Below are 19,455 nucleotides of genomic sequence, written 5' to 3' on the forward strand. Positions count from 1 at the left end.
ATAGTCTGTGTTCCCTCCATAATTGATAATTTATTATATCATTTTCTGAAGTTTACACAGACTATTTTACACTCTCGTTAAAGCAAAATAAAGGCTCAGAGTAATCTGAGCCCTTATTTATATCCAAGCTGGAATATGTATTTTATCACTATTTATTAGTGTTATGTTGTCTTCAATTATTCTTTTTTTACTAATTATACTTTTTCTTTTTATTGAATTTTGATTAATAAAATCTTCTGCTTCCTTTAAGCTATTTGCTTTAAATATAAACGTCCAACCATTCTTATCATATTTTCCTGTGCAAATCATATATTTATTATTATTATAATCTCTATGTTGTCTATCTATTATTAAACTCTTAAATTCACCAATTGTTTTATAATTCAATTTTACAAAAATATCATTATTCATTATGACCCCTCCAACCAAACATAAGTTCTATAATTATATTAACCGAACACACGTTCAAAGTCAATGCTTTTAGTAAATTTTATTTACATAATTATTTTTAGAGGGCTTTCTTTTTTTGCTTTAAAGTATTATAAATTAAGTGATGTTGAAGCTAACATTGCCCAATCAATTATATTTATGCTAGCTCATTATGGAACTTATAACTTAAAGACTTCATTATTACCTCTTTTATTAGGTTATCTTCTAGGCAAATTATATACTTCCTCTAAATCTTTAACCCCATCAATAATATTTCATGGATTATATAACTTTTTTTAATGTACTATATAAAAAAGGAGCTCAGATACTTACCTGAACTCCTTTTTTTATAAATCAGTAATTTTCTTATCCCCTATATAAGCTATTTCTCTATTCTGTTATATCAAATACTTCTAAATCCTTCTCTTCTATTCCTTGAACCTTAACTTCTGCTATTGCTCTTAAAGTATCTAAAGCTGTTATTACTCCTATATTTCTCTCTACAGCAGCTCTTCTTATTATAAATCCATCTCTATTAGAGTCATTTCCCTTAGTTGGCGTATTAACTACTAAATCAACTTCTTTATTCTTTATTACATCTAATATATTTGGCTTTTCTTCGTGTAATTTTCTTACTACTTCTACTTCTACTTCTATATTAGCTTCTCTTAAAAGATTTGCAGTTCCTTCAGTTGCAACAAATTTATACCCAACTTCTGCTAACATCTTAGCTATTGGTAAGAATTCTTTCTTATCATGGTTTTTGATAGTTGCTAATATCTTACCCTTTTTATTTGAAGGATACATACTTCCTGCTACAAAGCCTTTGTATAAAGCTTCTTTAATATTTCTTCCTACTCCTAGTACTTCTCCTGTAGATTTCATTTCAGGTCCTAAAGATACTTCAACCTTAGGAAGCTTTTGAGTTGAGAATACTGGAACTTTAACAGATACTAAATCTGGTTCTTTGTATATATCTACTCCATAACCTAAATCTTTTAGCTTGTGTCCAAGCATTACTTTCGTAGCTAAGTCTACTATTGGAACCTTACTTACCTTACTTATATAAGGAACAGTTCTTGAAGCTCTTGGATTAACCTCTATTATATACAGCTCCCCTTCAAACTCAATAAATTGAATGTTTATCATTCCCTTTATTCCTATAGCAACTGCTAATTTCTTAGTATAATCTAAAACTTTATCTTTAATTTCTTTACTAATGTTTTGACTTGGATACATTGTAACTGAGTCTCCTGAGTGAACCCCAGCTCTTTCTAAATGCTCCATAACTCCTGGAATTAATATTTCTTCTCCATCTGATATGGCATCTACTTCTATTTCTCTACCCATTAAGTATTTATCTACTAATATTGGGTTCTTTTTATCCTTTGCAAACGCATTCTTTAGGTAATATTTTAATTCTTCCTCATCATGAGTAATTTCCATTCCTTGACCACCTAGAACATATGAAGGTCTTACTAATACTGGGAATCCTAATCTCCTAGCCTCTTCTAATCCTTCTTCCATAGTCCAAACACCCTTACCTTTTGGTCTATCTATTCCTAAGTTCTCTAATAATTCATCAAACTTTTCTCTATCCTCAGCCATATCAATTTGATCTGCTGTAGTTCCTAAAGTCTTAATTCCTTTTTCTTTTAAGAAGTTTGCAAGCTTAATAGCTGTTTGACCACCAAATTGAAGTATAACTCCATATGGATTTTCTTTTTCAATTATATTTAATACATCTTCTTCTGTTAGTGGTTCAAAATATAATTTATCAGAAATATTAAAGTCTGTACTTACTGTTTCTGGATTGTTATTTACTATTATAGTTTCAATTCCCATTTTCTTTAATGATTTTACACAGTGAACTGAAGCATAGTCAAATTCAATACCTTGTCCTATTCTAATTGGACCTGAACCTATAACTATTACCTTCTTATTATCTGATACTTCTACTTCGTCATATTGCTCATAAGTTGAGTAGTAATATGGTGATAACGCTTCAAATTCTCCTCCACAAGTATCAACCATCTTATATGCAGGCTTAATATTCCATATAGATCTTAGTCTATAAACATCTTCTGGACTAACTCTTAGCATATCTGCTATAGCCTTATCTGAGAATCCTTTTTTCTTTAAGTTTAATAACCATTCTTTATCTAAATCTTCTATTTTGCTTAACTTTAATCTAGTTTCTTCATGAATTATCCATTTGAACTTTTCTAAGAAGAATATATCTATTCCAGTTATCTTAGCAATACTTTCTATTCTATAATCTCTTCTAATCATTTCAGCTAAAGCAAATAATCTTTCATCATCTGGTTTAACTACTATTGATTTTAATTCTTGAATACTTAATTCCTTAAACTTCGGATGATCTAAAGAGTATTTTCCTATTTCTAAACTTCTTATACCCTTTAATAGTGCAGCTTCTAGGTTTGCTCCTATAGCCATTATTTCTCCTGTTGCCATCATCTTAGTTCCTAAAGCTCTATCAGCTGTAAAGAACTTATCAAATGGCCACTTTGGAATCTTAACTACTACATAATCTAATGTTGGCTCAAAACAAGCATATGTCTTTTGAGTAACTGCATTCTTAATTTCATCTAATCCATATCCTAAAGCTATTTTTGCAGCAAGCTTAGCAATTGGATATCCTGTAGCCTTAGACGCTAAAGCTGATGATCTTGAAACCCTTGGATTAATTTCTATTACTGCATATTCAAATGAATTTGGATTTAAAGCAAATTGTACATTACATCCACCTTCAATTCCTACAGCATTTATTATATTTATAGCTGAAGTTCTAAGCATCTGATATTCCTTATCAGATAAAGTTTGTGATGGTGCTACAACTATACTATCACCTGTGTGGATACCAACTGGATCTATATTTTCCATGTTACATACAGTTATACAGTTTCCATAAGAATCTCTCATTACTTCGTACTCTATTTCTTTCCAGCCTTTAACTGATTTTTCTAAAAGTACTTGTCCAATTGTGCTTAATTGTAATCCTGATGCTAATATTTCCCTAAGCTCTGCTTCATTATTAGCTATTCCACCACCAGTTCCTCCTAGTGTATAAGCTGGTCTAACTATTACTGGATATCCTATTTGCTCTGCATATCTAATTCCAGCTTCCATTTCAGTTATTATTTCACTTTGAATAACTGGCTCGTTAATTCTATTCATCATATCTCTGAAAAGTTCTCTATCTTCTCCTTCTTTAATAGATTGAATAGATGTACCAATTACTTTTACATTGTACTTATCTAAAATTCCTGCTTCATATAAATCTACTGCTAAATTAAGACCTGTTTGACCACCCATTCCTGTAATCATACTATCTGGTCTTTCTTTTTCAATAACTTTTTCTAAAAATTCTACTGTTAATGGCTCTATATAAATCTTATCAGCAACTTCCGCGTCAGTCATAATAGTTGCTGGATTTGAATTAACTAATACTACTTCTACTCCTTCTTCTTTTAAAGCTTGGCAAGCTTGAGTTCCTGAATAATCAAACTCTGCAGCTTGACCTATAACTATTGGACCTGATCCTATAACTAAAACTTTTTTAATATCTTTATTTAATGGCATATCCTAATCCCTCCTATAGTGCATACTTCATAAATTTATCAAATATATATTCGCTATCCTTTGGTCCTGCTGCAGCTTCTGGATGGAATTGAACTGAGAATATTGGAAGTTTTGTATGCTTCATTCCCTCAATAGTTCCATCATTAATATTAACGTGAGTTACTACAACATCCTCTGGTAATGTTTCAACTACATATCCGTGATTTTGTGATGTAATATGGACTTTATTTTCTTCTAAGTCTTTAACTGGATGATTACATCCTCTGTGTCCAAATTTCAACTTAGTAGTTTTTCCACCTAAAGTTAATGCTAAAAGTTGATGTCCTAAACATATACCTACTAAAGGTTTCTTTCCTACTAACTTCTTTATATTTTCTATTACATCCCCTAGGTCTTCTGGATCCCCAGGTCCATTTGATAAAAATATTAAATCTGGATTTATCTCTAAAACCTCTTCTGCAGTTGCACTCATCGGGAATACTGTTAATTTACAGCCTCTCTTTTTAAAGTTTCTAATTATATTTTCTTTTATTCCAAAATCAATTATTGCTACGTGCTTTCCTTCACCATCTATAGTGTACTTTTCTTTTGTACTTACTATACTAACTGCATCCTTGTTTGAAAAGCCTTCAACTCTTTCCTTTACATCTTCTAAAGTAATATCTTCTAAAGAAATCATTCCCTTCATTGTTCCATGATTTCTTAATATCTTAGTTAATGCTCTTGTATCTATTCCTTCTAAACCTATTATCTTATTTTGCTTTAAATAACTTTCAAGGTCCATTTCACATCTAAAGTTATTTGGAAAATTACATTTTTCTCTTACTATGAACCCCTTAACCTTTGGTGCTTTTGATTCCATATCCTCTAAATTTATTCCATAATTACCTATAAGGGGGTAAGTCATAGTAACTATTTGTCCATAATATGATGGATCTGTTAAAACTTCTTGATAACCTGTCATTCCTGTAGTGAATACTACCTCTCCAATACTATCTTTTAAGTATCCAAAGGCTTTACCCTCAAAAATCATGCCATTTTCTAATATCAGCTTTGCTCTCATATTTAGCCCTCCTAAAAATTAAATATATATAGCTAAAAATACACTTCATAAAAGCTTATCTTACTAAAATAAAAAGGATACTAAGGAGACAACGAAATTACAGTTCTCTCCTTACTATCCTTTTATATATAATATCAGTACTAGAAAATGTCTCTACTGACATAGCTATGCAATTATCTTGTGAATATAAATATAACATAATCATATACTCCCTTTCTGGCCTCACAGGACCAATTTAAAGTGTACTTTTTAACTTATGAATTATCTTTTTGATAATTATTTATCCTTTTGATAATATTTTATATTTTATCCATATATATGTCAAGAAATTTTATATTAATAATTATACAATAAATATTATTATAATAATATTTATTGTATTATCTATTTTACATTTTCAAATAAACTTAACTGATATAAATACTTAGGATAGTAGATAAATCTTAAATTATATACTTATATATATAATACATCATATTTATTTATAATTACACGCCTTTATGAATAAATATTCAATAATTATAAATTTTTATACACCCTTGTGTATTAAATGCTTTTTTTGTAAAAATATCCTATAATTATTATTAAATAGTTACTTAAGTCATTTATATAATGACTTACAGTAATAGAAATATTTTGAGTATTAATTTATTATATAATTAGAATTAATTGGTATTTTTTATAAATTCTATTGATATTTCATTTTTCAATGTTATAATATAGTATATAATAACTCTTAAAACAATAAATTTTACTATTAATAAAAAGGGAGGTAAATCCATGCTTAAACTTAATAATGTTAGTAAACAATTTAAAAAAGCAAAAGTAGTTGATAACTTATCTTTTTCAGTAAATAAAGGCGAGATAGTTGGGCTACTTGGCGAAAATGGTGCAGGTAAAACAACAACACTTAGAATGATATCTACCATGCTTGAAATATCCGACGGTGATATTAAAGTTAATGATATCGATGTAAAATCAAACCCTGAAAGAGTAAGAAAAGAAATAGGAATTCTTTTTGGTGGTGATGTAGGTCTATATGATAGACTTAGTGGAAGAGAGAATATCAGATATTTTGCTAACCTTTATGGAATGAATAAAAAAGAAGCAGACGAAAGAATAGACTCATTAGCTAAAAGCTTTGAAATGGAAGATTATATTAATAAACCTGTTGGTAAATACTCCAGAGGGATGAAACAAAAAATTTCTATTGCTAGATCAATAGTCCATAATCCTTCCGTGATGCTTTTTGATGAACCAACTACTGGATTAGATGTAAGTGCTGCAAGAATTGTACAAGACTTCATACTTCAATGTAAAAAAGAAAATAAAATTATATTATTTTCAAGCCATTCTATGAAAGAAGTTGAAAAATTATGTGATAGGGTCGTTATTATTAATAAAGGTAAGCTATTAGAGGATTGTACTCTATCTCATTTAAAAGAAAAATATAATAATGATGACCTAGAAGAAACATTCTTAGGACTTATAGGAGGTAATACTAATGAGTAACTTTTTAACTATTTTAAAGAAGGAACTTATAGATATTGTAAGAGATAAAAAGACATTAGTATTTACTTTAATACTACCAATTCTTATTTATCCTTTAATGTTTAAATTTATGTCATCATCAATAGAAAAAGCTCAAACTGATGTTGAAAAAGAAATTAATATTTATATAGAAGGCGATACTGATTCTAATATGGCAAAGGTAATCACCTCATTAGAAAATATTAAGCTTCCTGAAGTAGACTCTCCTACTGAAGCCTTAAAAAATGGAGATATTCAACTTATTATTAATATTCCAGAAAACTTTGATGAAAATATAGCTGCTGGTAAAAATGATACTATTGATTTATTAATAGATGAAGAATCTAATAAATCAATGATTGCTAGTAGTATGGTGAGTGAAATTTATGAAAACTATAAAAATACAATCGTAGAACAAAGATTATCAGCAAACGGCATTGACCCTTCAATATTAAAGCCATTTGAAGTTAATATTCAATCTGGAATAAATTTAGATAGTGAAGATGTAAATGGTGCTGCGTCTATGCTTCTTACTATGATACCAACACTTATAGTAATACTTATGGTTTCTTCAACAGTTGGTATGGCTGCTGATCTTGGAGCAGGAGAAAAAGAAAGATTTACTTTTGAGCCATTACTTTCAACTTCAGCAAAAAGATCTTCGTTACTTTGGGGTAAGATAACAGCATTATGCACAATTTCCTTTATAGCTCTAATAGCTAACTTAGCTGCAATGGTATTTTCAATGCAAAAATTTATGACCTTTGGAGAAGGAGACATTCAGTTCAATTTATCACCAGCAACTATATTAGGTATGTTAGTAATAGGTTGTTTAGTGCTAGTAACATTATCTGCACTACAAATTTCAGTAAGTATATATGCAAGGTCAACTAAAGAAGCTAACTCATATTTAGCTGCTATTACAATGCCAACTATGATACTATCATTCTTACCATATATGATGGATGCAAAAGGTATAAACCCATCATTCTTTAATATTCCTATAACTAATGCAATTTGCTTAATGAAGGAATTTACTGTTGGAATATTTGACATTAAACATATAGCTATAGTAGTTGGATGGCATATAGTGTATATAGTTGCTTCAATTATATTTGCTAAATTCATGTTCTCTAAAGAAGAAGTCATTTTTAGAAACTAGAAATGAAAAATGAAGAATTGTGGATATAATTCACCTCGGTGAATTATTATAAAAATTAAAGGGATTCAGCTCTAAGCTGAATCCCTTCCTTAATTTTACATTTTTCATTCTCCATTTTTCATTTCAATAAGTTTGTTATCAAACTTTCTACAATCAGGCCAAGTATGATAATTAGCTCCTTCTTTAGAATGATGTTCTATAAAATCATCAATATTAATTTCATATATTTCAAACCCATCTAACTCAATCTCAATTATTTCATCATTTAATAGGTCAAATTTAGTCACTTCTCCTGTTGGTATTGATTCACTTCCATAGTAAAAAGTAACCCCATTATCTACTAAGGTCTCATATAGTTCTATAATTTCATCTTTTATATTTTCTTCCACTAATATCACCTATCCTTCGTTCATCATTAATATTATCTTTCTAGACAAACTTCTAGGTACTAATTTATTTAATGTTATAATTAGCTTATTTTTAAATCCAGGAATTATTATTAGTTTCCCCTTTTTAAAATCCTTATAAGCAACTTTTGCTACATCTCTAGGTGTCATTAATGCCTTTTTAGCTGATTCCTTCTTCTTTATTCCTGACTTTTCTTGAAAGTTAGTTTTTACAGGTCCTGGACATAAACAACTTACTTTTATTTCACTTCCTTTTAACTCTTCATATAAAGCTTCTGTAAAATTAAGTACATAAGATTTAGAAGCATAATAAGTGGCCATTTTAGGTCCAGCACAAAAAGCTGCTGTTGACGCAACATTCATTATTGCTCCTTCACCATGTTCTATCATGCTTGGTAAAAATATTTTAGTTAGCTCCGTTACAGCTCTTATATTTACATCAATTAATTTAAGTTCACTTTCCATTTCTATTTCACTTAAATATCCAAAGGAACCCATACCCGCATTATTAATTAAAATATCCACAGACAGATTTTTTTTATTCACAAAATCTAATACTTTTTCACAAGAGTTATCCTCAGATAAATCCAAGGCAATAGTATAAACTTTAATATTATAAAATTCTAACTCGTCTTTTACCTCTTTTAATCTCTCCTCGTCTCTTGCAACTAAAATCAAGTTATTTTCATCTTTTGCATATAGCTTTGCTAATTCATATCCTATACCAGTAGTAGCTCCTGTTATTAACACACAACTCCTACCATACGGTTTACCCATAAAAAAATCCTCCATTTATATTTAGATATTAAACTTTAATTTTTAATATATCATAATGTATTTAAAATATAAATATTTTAAAAAATAAAAACTGGTGAAATATCATATTTATTAGGATGATATTTCACCAGTTAAATTCAATTATTATTTATCCCCAAAATTATTTTTATATTTAAAATATACTATATTGCATTGATTATGAAGCTTAGTAAGAATAATGCACTAACTATATACATTATTGGGTGAACTTCTTTTGCTTCTTTCTTAACTAATTTAGTTAAGCAGTATGTTATAAATCCAGCTGCTACCCCGTTTGATATACTTCCAGTAAAAGGCATAAATGTTACTATGAAAAATGCTGGCATAGCTACTTCAAAATCTGCCCAATCAATATTCTTGAAAGATTCCATCATTAGAACACCTACAACTATCAACGCTGGTGCTGTAGCTGCTGATGGTACCATACCCATTATTGGTGATAAGAATAATGATATTAAGAATAATCCAGCTACTGTAACTGAAGTAAGTCCAGTTCTTCCTCCTTGACCAATTCCTGCTGCACTTTCAACATATGTAGTTGTATTGCTTGTACCTAAAAGTGCTCCAATTGATGTTGCTGTTGCATCTGCAAATAATGCTCTTTCTAATTTTGATGAGAAATTATTTTCACTTTCAAATAACTTTTCATCATTATCATCAAAGATTCCTGCTTTTCTACCTGTTCCTAAGAATGTTCCTATAGTATCGAAAGTATCTGATAATGAAAATGCAAATACAGTTGTAAACACTAAAACTATCTTAGTAGGATCACTAAACAATCCTGCAAAATCTAGCTTAAAGAATGTTGGTGCTAAACTTGGAATACCAAAATCAATTTGTGAAAAATCTGGTACTTGTGTTACTCCCATAAAAATCCCTATAACCGTAGTTAAAAGAATACCTACTAAAATCGCTCCTTTAAAGTTTATAAGCATTAAAATAAGTGTAATTACTAATCCAATTAATGCTAATAAAGCCGCTGGATCTTTAAAATCAGTTATTGCTAGAGTTACACTATTAAATATTGATGAACCTTCTGATGAAGCAATTTGGTTTGCTGCTTCACCTGTAAAGTTAATAAATTGAGCTTGTTTAATACCTATAAAAGCAATAAATAAACCTATACCACCTGAAATTGCATATTGAAGTGAATGAGGAATTGCTTGTATAATCATTTTTCTTATCTTAGTTGTAGTAATAATAATATTAATAATACCGCAAATAAATACCATTGCTAAAGCTTGTTCCCACGTAAAACCAAGACCTAATACTACTGTATATGTGAAAAATGCATTTAATCCCATACCTGGTGCTTGTGCAAAAGGTACATTAGCAACTAAGCCCATTATTAATGTTCCTGCAGCTGCTGCAATTATAGTAGCAACAAAAACCGCATTTTTATCCATACCTGCTGCTGATAAAATAGTAGGATTTACGAATAAAATGTATGCCATAGTTAGGAATGTAGTTAAACCAGCCATCAATTCAGTTTTAACATCAGTTCCATTTTCCTTAAGTTTAAAAAACTTTTCCATATTTTTACCTCGTTTCACAAAATTCGAATGTTACATTGATATCTTATCATTTCATTCGTATTAAATCAATATATTTTTTCTTATTTTATAAATTCTCTCATATTAATCCAAGTTTTTTTTAATATTTATATTTTTTTTCATAGTGTTTATATCTCAACTCCCCAAAATACGAATATTAACACTTTATCCACAAGATGAATATCCGTGTATTTATTTTTCATTTAATCTTTTTGTAGCATAAAAATAGAAGTGAGATTTTAATTTCTCACTTCTCCAACTATCTATAAATTACTTTTCGTCTTCCGTTACTCTTCCATCAGAATTATTCACAGGAATAGAATCACCTAAAAATTTAGGTTCAGGTTTTAATATATTCACATAAAAGAAATCCTTTAATTGAGCTAAAACCTCACGTTTTTTATAGCTATCCATTAATTGATATCCTCTTTTATCTGATTTTACACCATAAGCTTCTATTCCTAACTTTCTAGCTATATATAATGCTCTAGGCAAGTGATATTCATTAGTAACTATGATAGCCTTATCTACTTTAAAAATCTCTTTTGCTCTATACATACTATCATAAGTGCTAAACCCTGCATGATCCATAAAAATTATTTTTTCATCTATATTATCTTTCATAATATAGTCCTTCATAGATCTGACCTCATTATACTCTTCCCTTCCATGGTCGCCACTTAAAATAAATACACTACCAATATTAGCTTTATAAACCTCTAAGGAAGTTTCAAGCCTATCTGCTAATATATCAGAAGGAGTTCCATCATTTCTGACTCCTGCTCCAAGAACTATTATGGCATAATTATCATTAGGTATATCTTCTAAATTATATATATACTTTTTATAACTATTAACTATTGAAATGGCAACACTTATGGTTAATGCAAATATTATTAGTAAAGATATAAATATTCCCATACCTCTTTTTCTCCACTTCCTAACCTTAAATATATTCATAGAACCATCCTACTCCATTATATTCATAATTTCATTTTAACGTGCGGTATTCCCGCTTCTTCATATTCCGCTGAAACTTCTTTAAATCCAACACTCTTATATAATTCTTTAATATAACATTGTGCAGATAAACTTATATTATTCACTTTATAATTTTTTTCAATCTCATCAATTGCCCTAATCATCATTTCTTTAGCTAGACCCTTACCCCTGTATTTTTTCAATACTAGTACTCTTCCTATTGAAGCATCATCATAAGAAAGACCTGGTGGAAGTAATCTACAGTATCCAACTACTCTCTCCACTCCATTTTCATTATCTATAGCAAATAAATGCATACATTCTTTATCTTTATCATCAAAATCATTTTCACATGTTATTTCTTGTTCACATGCAAAAACCTCATATCTTGCCTTAGCAATTTCATAAATCTCATTTATGTTAAGTTCATTAAAATACTTACTTCTAATTTCATATTTTTTCTTCATATAATACTCCTTATCAATCACACTTATCATTCATTATAATTATAATATTATTATTTTATATTTTCTATAAATAACCATAGTTAAAACTATAAGACTTTATTATAATTTTAAATTTTAAAATAAATACATTTAATATGAATTTTTAAGATATAAGAACTTATCTAAACATATTGAATTAATTTACATCTTTTTTAGGTATTTTAAGGATTTGTTAAGTTTGTATAAGATAACTCGTAGTATTAATATTAAATTATATTTAAATGAACAATGTTCATATAGGAGGAATTTATATGGTAATTGAAATAAAAAATCTAGTAAAAAATTACAAAGATTTTAAAGCTGTGGACATAAAAGAATTAAACATTAAGGAAGGAGATAGTTTTGGATTTCTAGGTCCAAATGGGGCTGGTAAAACAACTACTATAAGTATTTTAAGTGGACTTTTTTCTAAATACTCTGGTGAAGTTAAAATATTTGGAAAAAATATAAAATCAGATCCTGTATCTATTAAAAAAAACTTAGGTGTAGTACCTCAGGATTTAGCTTTAATTGATGATTTAACAGCTGAAGAAAATGTTAAATTTTTTGGAGAATTGTACGGATTAAGAGGAAAACAACTTAAAGAAGCAGTTAAGGAAACATTAGAATTTGTTGGATTATGGGATAGACGAAAAGACTTTCCTCCAAAATTTTCTGGTGGAATGAAAAGAAGATTAAACATAGCTTGTGCTATTGTTCATAAACCTAAATTAATAATATTTGATGAGCCAACAGTAGGTATTGACCCTCAATCAAGAAATAATATTTTAGAAACTATAAAGAAACTTAATGAACAAGGCTCTACTGTAATTTATACTTCTCACTATATGGAAGAAGTAGATGCTATATGTTCTGATATTTGCATAATAGACCATGGAGAAATAATCGCAAGAGGCACTAATGATGAACTTAAGGCTTTAGTAAAACATGAAGATGGAAGCATAGCTTCTCTAGAAGAAGTATTCCTTCAACTTACTGGCAGAAGCCTTAGGGATTAGGAGGTATTACCTTATGAAAATATTAACTATAGTCAAGTATAGACTATTACAATCAATAAGAGATGTACAAAGCCTTATAATAATGATATTAATACCAATATTTCTAATATTAATTTTAGGAAATGCACTTGAAAATAATGAAGACTTTACTGCAAGAACTGTTGATAAAGTAAATTTATTATATGTAGATAAAGGTTCAACCGATGGCGCTAGAGCCTTTGAAAACTTTATAACACTAGATGAACTTGGAGATATAATTCAAGTAGAAAAAATTAATGATATCGAGGAAGGAAAAAAATTAATTGAAAATAGAAAATATGATGCATTAGTTATTTATGATGAAAATTTTTCTGGTAAGCTTGAGTTAATTGGATCTGAATACAATCAACTTGGAGTCTCTATAGTAAAAGGAATAATAGAGACATATTCATCTTCAGCAAATGCTATGGAGGCTTTAGCTAAGATTCAATCAAGAGATTTTACCTTAAATCAAGGTAATAATCTTCAAGATGAGGCAGTTTCAGTATCCGGTAAAAAACCTTCTGCTATAGATTATTATTCTATAACAATGCTCGTAATGATAATAATGTATGGATCAATTTATGCTAACTTTGCTATAGATAAATCTTATTATGGCCCAGTAGGAAATAGATTTAGATCTACTCCTTTAAGTCTTTCTGAAATATTTATTGGAGAAACTGTTGGTGTAGTTATAACAATCATGGTTCAAGCCTTAATTCTATTACTAATCTCAAATTTAGCATTTGGAGTAAATTTTGCAAATAGTATCCCAACAATATTATTATCAGCATTTTCATTATCAGTATTATCTACCATGCTAGGTATATTTGCTGTAATGGCAACAAAGAAAGGTCTAATAGGACTTGCTCTTTTAAATGTCATAGTTCCTATATTTACATTTTTGAGCGGAGGATTTGTCAAGGTAAACTTTAGTGGAGTTCTTGGTTATTTATCAAAATTAACACCTAACTATCTAGCTTCAAATGCTATGTTTAAATCAATTTATGGGGGAGCTTCTAAAGAAGTATTTTTAAATATATTAGGCCTTTGGATTATATCTGCTCTATTATTCTTGGGAGCAAATATAATAGGAAGGAGTGAAAGAGCATGACAATATTTAAATCAACATTAAAAAGATTATTTAGACAAAAATTAAATCTTCTATTTTTAATAGTATTACCATTAATTTTTATGATTATTGCCTTTTCTGGGTCAAATGGCACTGCCCCTTTAAAGGTCACTATTATAGATAAGGACAATACAGCTATTACAGAAGACATAATTGACAATATAAAAGATAAGGCAGAGATTAACTTTGATGATGAAGATACTATACAAGATAATTTAATTAATAATGAAATAGATTATGCAATAGTTATTCCTCAGGGATATACACAAGCTTTAATTAATGATGAAGATCCTGTAATAAAAACTTATGAGGCAAAGGAAGGAAATACTTCCACAGCTATAAAAACTTCATTAGATAACTATATAAATATACTAAAAACTTTTGCTAAAAACTCTAATGGTGATGAAGAAAAGTTTTATGATGCAGTTAAGTACTACTCAGATGGTTCTTATAAATTATCCTACACAAGTGTAGATAAGGGTGAAGGAAATAAATCCAAGACAGATACTGCTATGGCATTTATAGTACTTAATTTATTATTTTCAGCAACTTCAGCAACTAATATTATACTAAAAGATAGGGAAAAGAACGTATTTACAAGATTATTTACCACACCAATAACAAGATTTAAATATATATTACAAAGTTTACTTTCATTTTTAGTAATTACATTTGCACAAATTACATTATACTTTTTAATATTCAAATATATATTTAAATTTAATTTAGGAGATTCTCCTTTAAGTCTCTATATCTTATTCCTAATATTTGGCGTATTCACTATTTCTCTTGGAGTATTTATTACTACACATGCTAAAGATTTAAGGGTATCTGGAACAGTAAGTACACTTGTAATACTACCTTTTGCAATGCTAGGTGGATGCTTCTGGCCAAGAGATATAATGCCAACAGTACTACAAAATATATCTAAGGTAGTACCAACAACTTGGATAAATGCTTCTAATAGCAATATACTTTATGGTGCAACTTTAGGAAATGAACTTACTACTATAGTATTACTATTAGGAATATCATTAATACTCCTAGGATTATCTTCATACAAACTAAAAAATAAATCTTAAGATATATCATATAAAATAGCAAATTAAAAACTCATATAAGGTTTTTAATTTGCTATTTTATATTTTTAATATTAGTATTGGGATTCGAATAATAAAATTTGTTTTTTAAAACTTATTTGTATAACATTGGAAAATATATTATAATATATTGTGGTTTATAATAAATAAAGGAGTCTATTTATGAGAAAATTTATGAAAAGTATAATTTTTATTGTAGTTCTATTTACATTGTTTTTAACAGGCTGCGCTACTAACATAAATGAAATTGAAGAACAAACCAATGAAAAAGAAAATAAATCAAGTTCTGCACAAAAAATAGAAACTACTATTGATGATCAAAATGAAGATAGTATAGAAAATAAAGATAATATTACTAATGAATATTCTACAAAGCAAATTTATTTAGATAAATTAAATCAATTAGAAGAAAATTTAAACACATCCTTAAAAGAAAAATATGCTAGTCCAAAAACTCAAGATATGATCGATGCCGCTAATAAGGAATATATTGAATGGGATAATATGTTGAATGAAGTTTATGAAAAATTAGAGTTACAATTGTCAAAAGAAGATATGGATAAATTAAGAATTGAAGAACTTGCTTGGATCGAAAACAGAGATAAAAAATCAAAAGATGCATATGAACAATTTAATGGTGGCACAATAGCCCCCTTAAGTCGTATTAGAAGTTTATCAAATAATACTAAATCTAGATGCTATGAATTAGTTAACGAATATATGAAATAGTAACTTAGATTGTTTTTATAATGCAAAAATTTAGACAGTAGATATATATGTATAAAAACAAAAATATCTCTGTCCTGAATTTTATTATCTTATTTGACCATTTCCATATATTATATATTTAGTAGTAGTAAGCTCCTTAAGTCCCATTGGACCTCTTGCATGTAACTTTTGAGTACTTATTCCTATTTCTGCTCCAAATCCAAATTCTCCTCCATCTGTAAATCTTGTAGATGCATTAACATAAACTGCTGCTGCATCAATTTTATTTAAAAACTTTTGAGAATTCTTATAGCTATCTGTGACTATAGCTTCTGAATGACCTGTCCCATATTTGTTTATATGTGTAATAGCTTCATTTATATCTTTAACTACCTTAGCTGCAATTATATAATCTGAATATTCCTTACCCCAATCTTCTTCAGTAGCAGGTATAATATCAGATATTATAGACTTAACTTTTTCATCTCCTCTTACCTCTACTTCCTTTTCTCTTAATGCTTTAATAATAATTGGTAAAAACTCATTTGCTATATTTTCATTAATAAGCATTTTTTCTGCTGCATTACATACTGCTGGTCTTGAGGTTTTTGAATTTACTATTATATTCTTAGCCATTTCAAAGTCACAAATTTCATCTACATAAATGTGGCAGTTTCCAACCCCTGTTTCAATAACTGGAACCGTTGCATTTTTCACTACAGCTTGTATTAAACCTGCTCCCCCTCTTGGAATTAGCACATCTATATATTCATTAAGTTTCATCATTTTAGTAGCTGTTTCCCTACTAGTATCTTCAACTAATTGAATTGAAAATTCAGGTAAACCAGATTCTTTTACAGCTTCCTTTAACACCTTTACTATAGCTTTATTTGAATTTATAGCTTCACTTCCACCTCTTAAAATAACTGCATTCCCAGTTTTTAAACAAAGCCCTGCTGCATCACAAGTTACATTAGGCCTAGCTTCATATATTATTCCTATTACCCCCATTGGAACTCTTTGCTTCCCTATTTTAATTCCATTAGGTCTTTTCCACATCTCTACAACTTCTCCAATAGGATCATCTAAGGCTATAAGTTTCATCAATCCTTTAGCCATATCTTCAATTCTATCTTCATTTAAAGATAATCTATCTAACATAGCTTTTGAAGTGCCTTTTTCAATAGCTAGATTTAAGTCTTTTTTATTTTCATCTATAATCTCTTGTTTATTATTTAATAAAGCCTTAGCCATTGATTCTAAAGCATAGTTTTTTTCAGTTGTTGCTGCTATTGCTAAGTCATAGGAAGCCTCTTTAGCATTTCTTCCTAAATCATTTAAATCTAATATCATAAATTATCCTCCCTATTTATTTGAAACAAATAAAGTTCCTATTTCTTCTCCATTTAATATACTTAGTATTATCTTAGGATTTTCTCCATTAGCTAATACCATATGAACCCCTGCATCAATTGCTGTTCTTGCTGCAGTTAACTTAGTTATCATTCCTCCAGTACCTAAATTACTTCCTGCACCTCCACAACACTCCTCAAGTTCTGGCGTAATTTCTGTTATTTCTCTTATAAGCTTTGAATTTATATTTTTTCTAGGATCTGAATCATAAAATCCATCTATATCAGATAATATAATTAAAAGATCAGCATTTACTAACTTAGAAACTATCGCTGATAAATTATCATTATCTCCAAATCTAACTATATTTTCTATTTCATCTATAGAAACTGTATCATTTTCATTAACAACAGGAATAATTCCGTTTTCAATTAATGTTTCAAATGTATTGCAGACATTATTTCTAATATGGTCATCTTCAACTACATCTCTAGTTAAAAGCACTTGACCTATAGTATGGCTATACTCACCGAAAAATTTGCTATATATATGCATTAATTCACATTGTCCTACTGCTGCAACAGCTTGCTTTTCTCTTATAGTTTTAGGTTTCTCTTGGAGTTTTAGTTTAGAAACTCCAACACCTATAGCTCCTGAAGTAACTAATATAACTTCTTTTCCAGAATTCATAACATCTGCTAATACTCTTGTTAACTTTTCTATTCTAGTTAAATTTATACTTCCATTATCATATGTTAATGTTGAAGTTCCTACCTTAACAACTATTCTATTAGCTTTTTTTATTCTATCTCTATAATTCATTCCTACTAATCCCCCATTATTGTTCTTTGTTTAATTATAAATATTTTTCTATACTTTTTCTACATCACAATCTTTTAATTTTCTTCTTTAAACTCCTTTATCTTTTCTTTTACTTCTCTATTGAAATGTTTAAAAATAACTTTAAATAATGAGTAAATTGGTACTACAACAAAAGCTCCAATTGGTCCAATTAAAGATGCTGCCCCTACTACTAAGAAAATATCTGTAATTGGATGTATTTTCATTGTTTTTCCCATAATTAACGGCACAACTATTCTACCTTTAAGTGTTTGAGCTATTAGAACTAATGCCGTTAGTTTTAAAATCATATTCCATCCTGAAGCTATTGCAATTATGTAAGGAAGTATTAAAGATATGAAGAAACCAACAAAGGGTATAAAAGCCAATATAAATGTAACAGAGGCTAAAAGCAACGGACTTGCCATTCCTATTAGTTTATACCCAATAAACATCATTGTTGCCAGAGAAAGAGCCACTTTTGCTTGACCAATAATATATAATCCTAATACTTCATCTCCCTCTTCTACAATATCATAAATCTTATGTTTATATTTCCTAGGAAATACATTTACCATGGATTCTTTTATATTTTCCTCATCTTTAAGTAAGTAGAATACTATTAAAATAACTAATAATGCATTTGAAAATAATTGCATTCCTTTATCAAATATCTTTCTTAAATTAATACCTAATATAAATATATAATTTTGTATCTCATCTAAAAATTTATCATAATAATTAGTACTAAAATTATTTCCCCTAACTAGATCCTTTATATAATCTATTCCGCCTCTTTCCTTTATTATATTAAAAAATATGGACTTAATATATAAAAATTGCTCAATAAAATAATCTCCAAAATATTTAATTATTCCGGTACTTATAAAGAAAAATATAAACAATGTTAAAGCTGCAGCTCTACCTTTTTTCATTTTCTTTTTAACAAATATATTATTTAGTGGCTTAAGTATATAAAATAAGAATACTCCAAATATTATTGGTATAACTATTACTGAAAAAACTACGTCTATAAAGCTTTCTACTAGGGATATCTTACTTAATAAAATTATCAGTAGTACAAATAAATTTAAAATAACTAAATACATTAAAACATTTTTCTTTTTCATAAATTAAACTCTCCTTTAGTTACTTAATAAATTTAGTTTATCCTTATTAAAAGAAAATATTAACATATGATTTTTTAATAAATTTTTGTTGTTTCTGTCTATAAATCTATTGATTTTTAGTTTTAA

At 28.4% G+C, this 19,455-nt stretch carries 18 protein-coding genes; 7 read left to right on the forward strand and 11 right to left on the reverse strand.

Going from position 1 to position 19,455, the window contains the following annotated elements; translation table 11 throughout:
• Window positions 1-117: 117 nt before the first annotated feature.
• On the reverse strand, window positions 118-411 hold the full coding sequence (locus ACQPVP_RS13415) for a hypothetical protein (RefSeq protein ID WP_430850733.1): 294 nt from the start codon (window positions 409-411) through the stop codon (window positions 118-120).
• A gap of 63 nt (window positions 412-474) precedes the next feature.
• On the opposite strand from ACQPVP_RS13415, the gene ACQPVP_RS13420 reads away from it, so the two are divergent.
• Window positions 475-729, forward strand: a complete 255-nt coding sequence (locus ACQPVP_RS13420; RefSeq protein WP_430850735.1) for a CPBP family glutamic-type intramembrane protease — start codon at window positions 475-477, stop codon at window positions 727-729.
• 90 nt (window positions 730-819) lie between these two features.
• On the opposite strand, the gene carB is transcribed toward ACQPVP_RS13420, so the two are convergent.
• Complete coding sequence (gene carB, locus ACQPVP_RS13425) at window positions 820-4,032, reverse strand: carbamoyl-phosphate synthase large subunit (protein ID WP_430850737.1); 3,213 nt, start codon at window positions 4,030-4,032, stop codon at window positions 820-822.
• Window positions 4,033-4,045: 13 nt separating this feature from the next.
• Complete coding sequence (locus ACQPVP_RS13430; RefSeq protein WP_430850739.1) at window positions 4,046-5,095, reverse strand: carbamoyl phosphate synthase small subunit; 1,050 nt, start codon at window positions 5,093-5,095, stop codon at window positions 4,046-4,048.
• Window positions 5,096-5,875: 780 nt separating this feature from the next.
• On the opposite strand from ACQPVP_RS13430, the gene ACQPVP_RS13435 reads away from it, so the two are divergent.
• Window positions 5,876-6,607 (forward strand): ATP-binding cassette domain-containing protein, encoded by a 732-nt coding sequence (locus tag ACQPVP_RS13435; RefSeq protein ID WP_430850741.1) that lies wholly within the window; start codon window positions 5,876-5,878, stop codon window positions 6,605-6,607.
• Complete coding sequence (locus ACQPVP_RS13440; RefSeq protein ID WP_430850743.1) at window positions 6,600-7,787, forward strand: ABC transporter permease; 1,188 nt, start codon at window positions 6,600-6,602, stop codon at window positions 7,785-7,787. The genes ACQPVP_RS13435 and ACQPVP_RS13440 overlap by 8 nt, the downstream gene beginning before the upstream one ends.
• Before the next feature lie 104 nt (window positions 7,788-7,891).
• On the opposite strand, the gene ACQPVP_RS13445 is transcribed toward ACQPVP_RS13440, so the two are convergent.
• The 5 genes from ACQPVP_RS13445 to ACQPVP_RS13465 all read right to left on the reverse strand — a co-directional run bounded on the left by ACQPVP_RS13445 (window position 7,892) and on the right by ACQPVP_RS13465 (window position 12,011).
• The gene (locus tag ACQPVP_RS13445) at window positions 7,892-8,176 is read right to left on the reverse strand and encodes a hypothetical protein (RefSeq protein WP_430850745.1); all 285 of its coding nucleotides are present in this window, start codon (window positions 8,174-8,176) and stop codon (window positions 7,892-7,894) included.
• A gap of 9 nt (window positions 8,177-8,185) precedes the next feature.
• The gene (locus ACQPVP_RS13450; protein WP_430850747.1) at window positions 8,186-8,971 is read right to left on the reverse strand and encodes an SDR family NAD(P)-dependent oxidoreductase; all 786 of its coding nucleotides are present in this window, start codon (window positions 8,969-8,971) and stop codon (window positions 8,186-8,188) included.
• 182 nt (window positions 8,972-9,153) lie between these two features.
• Window positions 9,154-10,545, reverse strand: a complete 1,392-nt coding sequence (locus tag ACQPVP_RS13455) for an NCS2 family permease (RefSeq protein WP_430850749.1) — start codon at window positions 10,543-10,545, stop codon at window positions 9,154-9,156.
• Window positions 10,546-10,833: 288 nt separating this feature from the next.
• Window positions 10,834-11,523 (reverse strand): SanA/YdcF family protein, encoded by a 690-nt coding sequence (locus ACQPVP_RS13460; RefSeq protein ID WP_430850751.1) that lies wholly within the window; start codon window positions 11,521-11,523, stop codon window positions 10,834-10,836.
• Between the two features lie 23 nt (window positions 11,524-11,546).
• A complete protein-coding gene (locus tag ACQPVP_RS13465) occupies window positions 11,547-12,011 on the reverse strand; it encodes a GNAT family N-acetyltransferase (protein ID WP_430850753.1) in 465 nt (154 codons plus the stop codon).
• 290 nt (window positions 12,012-12,301) lie between these two features.
• On the opposite strand from ACQPVP_RS13465, the gene ACQPVP_RS13470 reads away from it, so the two are divergent.
• The 4 genes from ACQPVP_RS13470 (at window position 12,302) to ACQPVP_RS13485 (ending at window position 16,027) form a co-directional block, all read left to right on the forward strand.
• Window positions 12,302-13,048, forward strand: a complete 747-nt coding sequence (locus tag ACQPVP_RS13470; protein ID WP_430850755.1) for an ABC transporter ATP-binding protein — start codon at window positions 12,302-12,304, stop codon at window positions 13,046-13,048.
• 13 nt (window positions 13,049-13,061) lie between these two features.
• Entirely contained in the window at window positions 13,062-14,180 is a 1,119-nt protein-coding gene (locus ACQPVP_RS13475) for an ABC transporter permease (RefSeq protein WP_430850757.1), read from the forward strand.
• The gene (locus tag ACQPVP_RS13480) at window positions 14,177-15,280 is read left to right on the forward strand and encodes an ABC transporter permease (protein ID WP_430850759.1); all 1,104 of its coding nucleotides are present in this window, start codon (window positions 14,177-14,179) and stop codon (window positions 15,278-15,280) included. The genes ACQPVP_RS13475 and ACQPVP_RS13480 overlap by 4 nt, the downstream gene beginning before the upstream one ends.
• Before the next feature lie 180 nt (window positions 15,281-15,460).
• Window positions 15,461-16,027: a lysozyme inhibitor LprI family protein gene (locus ACQPVP_RS13485; RefSeq protein ID WP_430850760.1), complete on the forward strand. Its 567-nt coding sequence runs from the start codon at window positions 15,461-15,463 to the stop codon at window positions 16,025-16,027.
• Window positions 16,028-16,111: 84 nt separating this feature from the next.
• Here ACQPVP_RS13485 and ACQPVP_RS13490 read toward each other — a convergent pair whose 3' ends face one another.
• The 3 genes from ACQPVP_RS13490 to ACQPVP_RS13500 form a co-directional block, all read right to left on the reverse strand.
• On the reverse strand, window positions 16,112-17,359 hold the full coding sequence (locus ACQPVP_RS13490) for a glutamate-5-semialdehyde dehydrogenase (RefSeq protein ID WP_430850762.1): 1,248 nt from the start codon (window positions 17,357-17,359) through the stop codon (window positions 16,112-16,114).
• Between the two features lie 12 nt (window positions 17,360-17,371).
• On the reverse strand, window positions 17,372-18,181 hold the full coding sequence (proB, locus tag ACQPVP_RS13495) for a glutamate 5-kinase (RefSeq protein ID WP_430850764.1): 810 nt from the start codon (window positions 18,179-18,181) through the stop codon (window positions 17,372-17,374).
• A gap of 74 nt (window positions 18,182-18,255) precedes the next feature.
• The gene (locus ACQPVP_RS13500) at window positions 18,256-19,329 is read right to left on the reverse strand and encodes an AI-2E family transporter (RefSeq protein ID WP_430850766.1); all 1,074 of its coding nucleotides are present in this window, start codon (window positions 19,327-19,329) and stop codon (window positions 18,256-18,258) included.
• Between the last annotated feature and the right edge of the window lie 126 nt (window positions 19,330-19,455).

Source organism: Clostridium nigeriense, from assembly GCF_050585265.1.
Taxonomy (GTDB): Bacteria; Bacillota; Clostridia; order Clostridiales; family Clostridiaceae; genus Clostridium; species Clostridium nigeriense_B.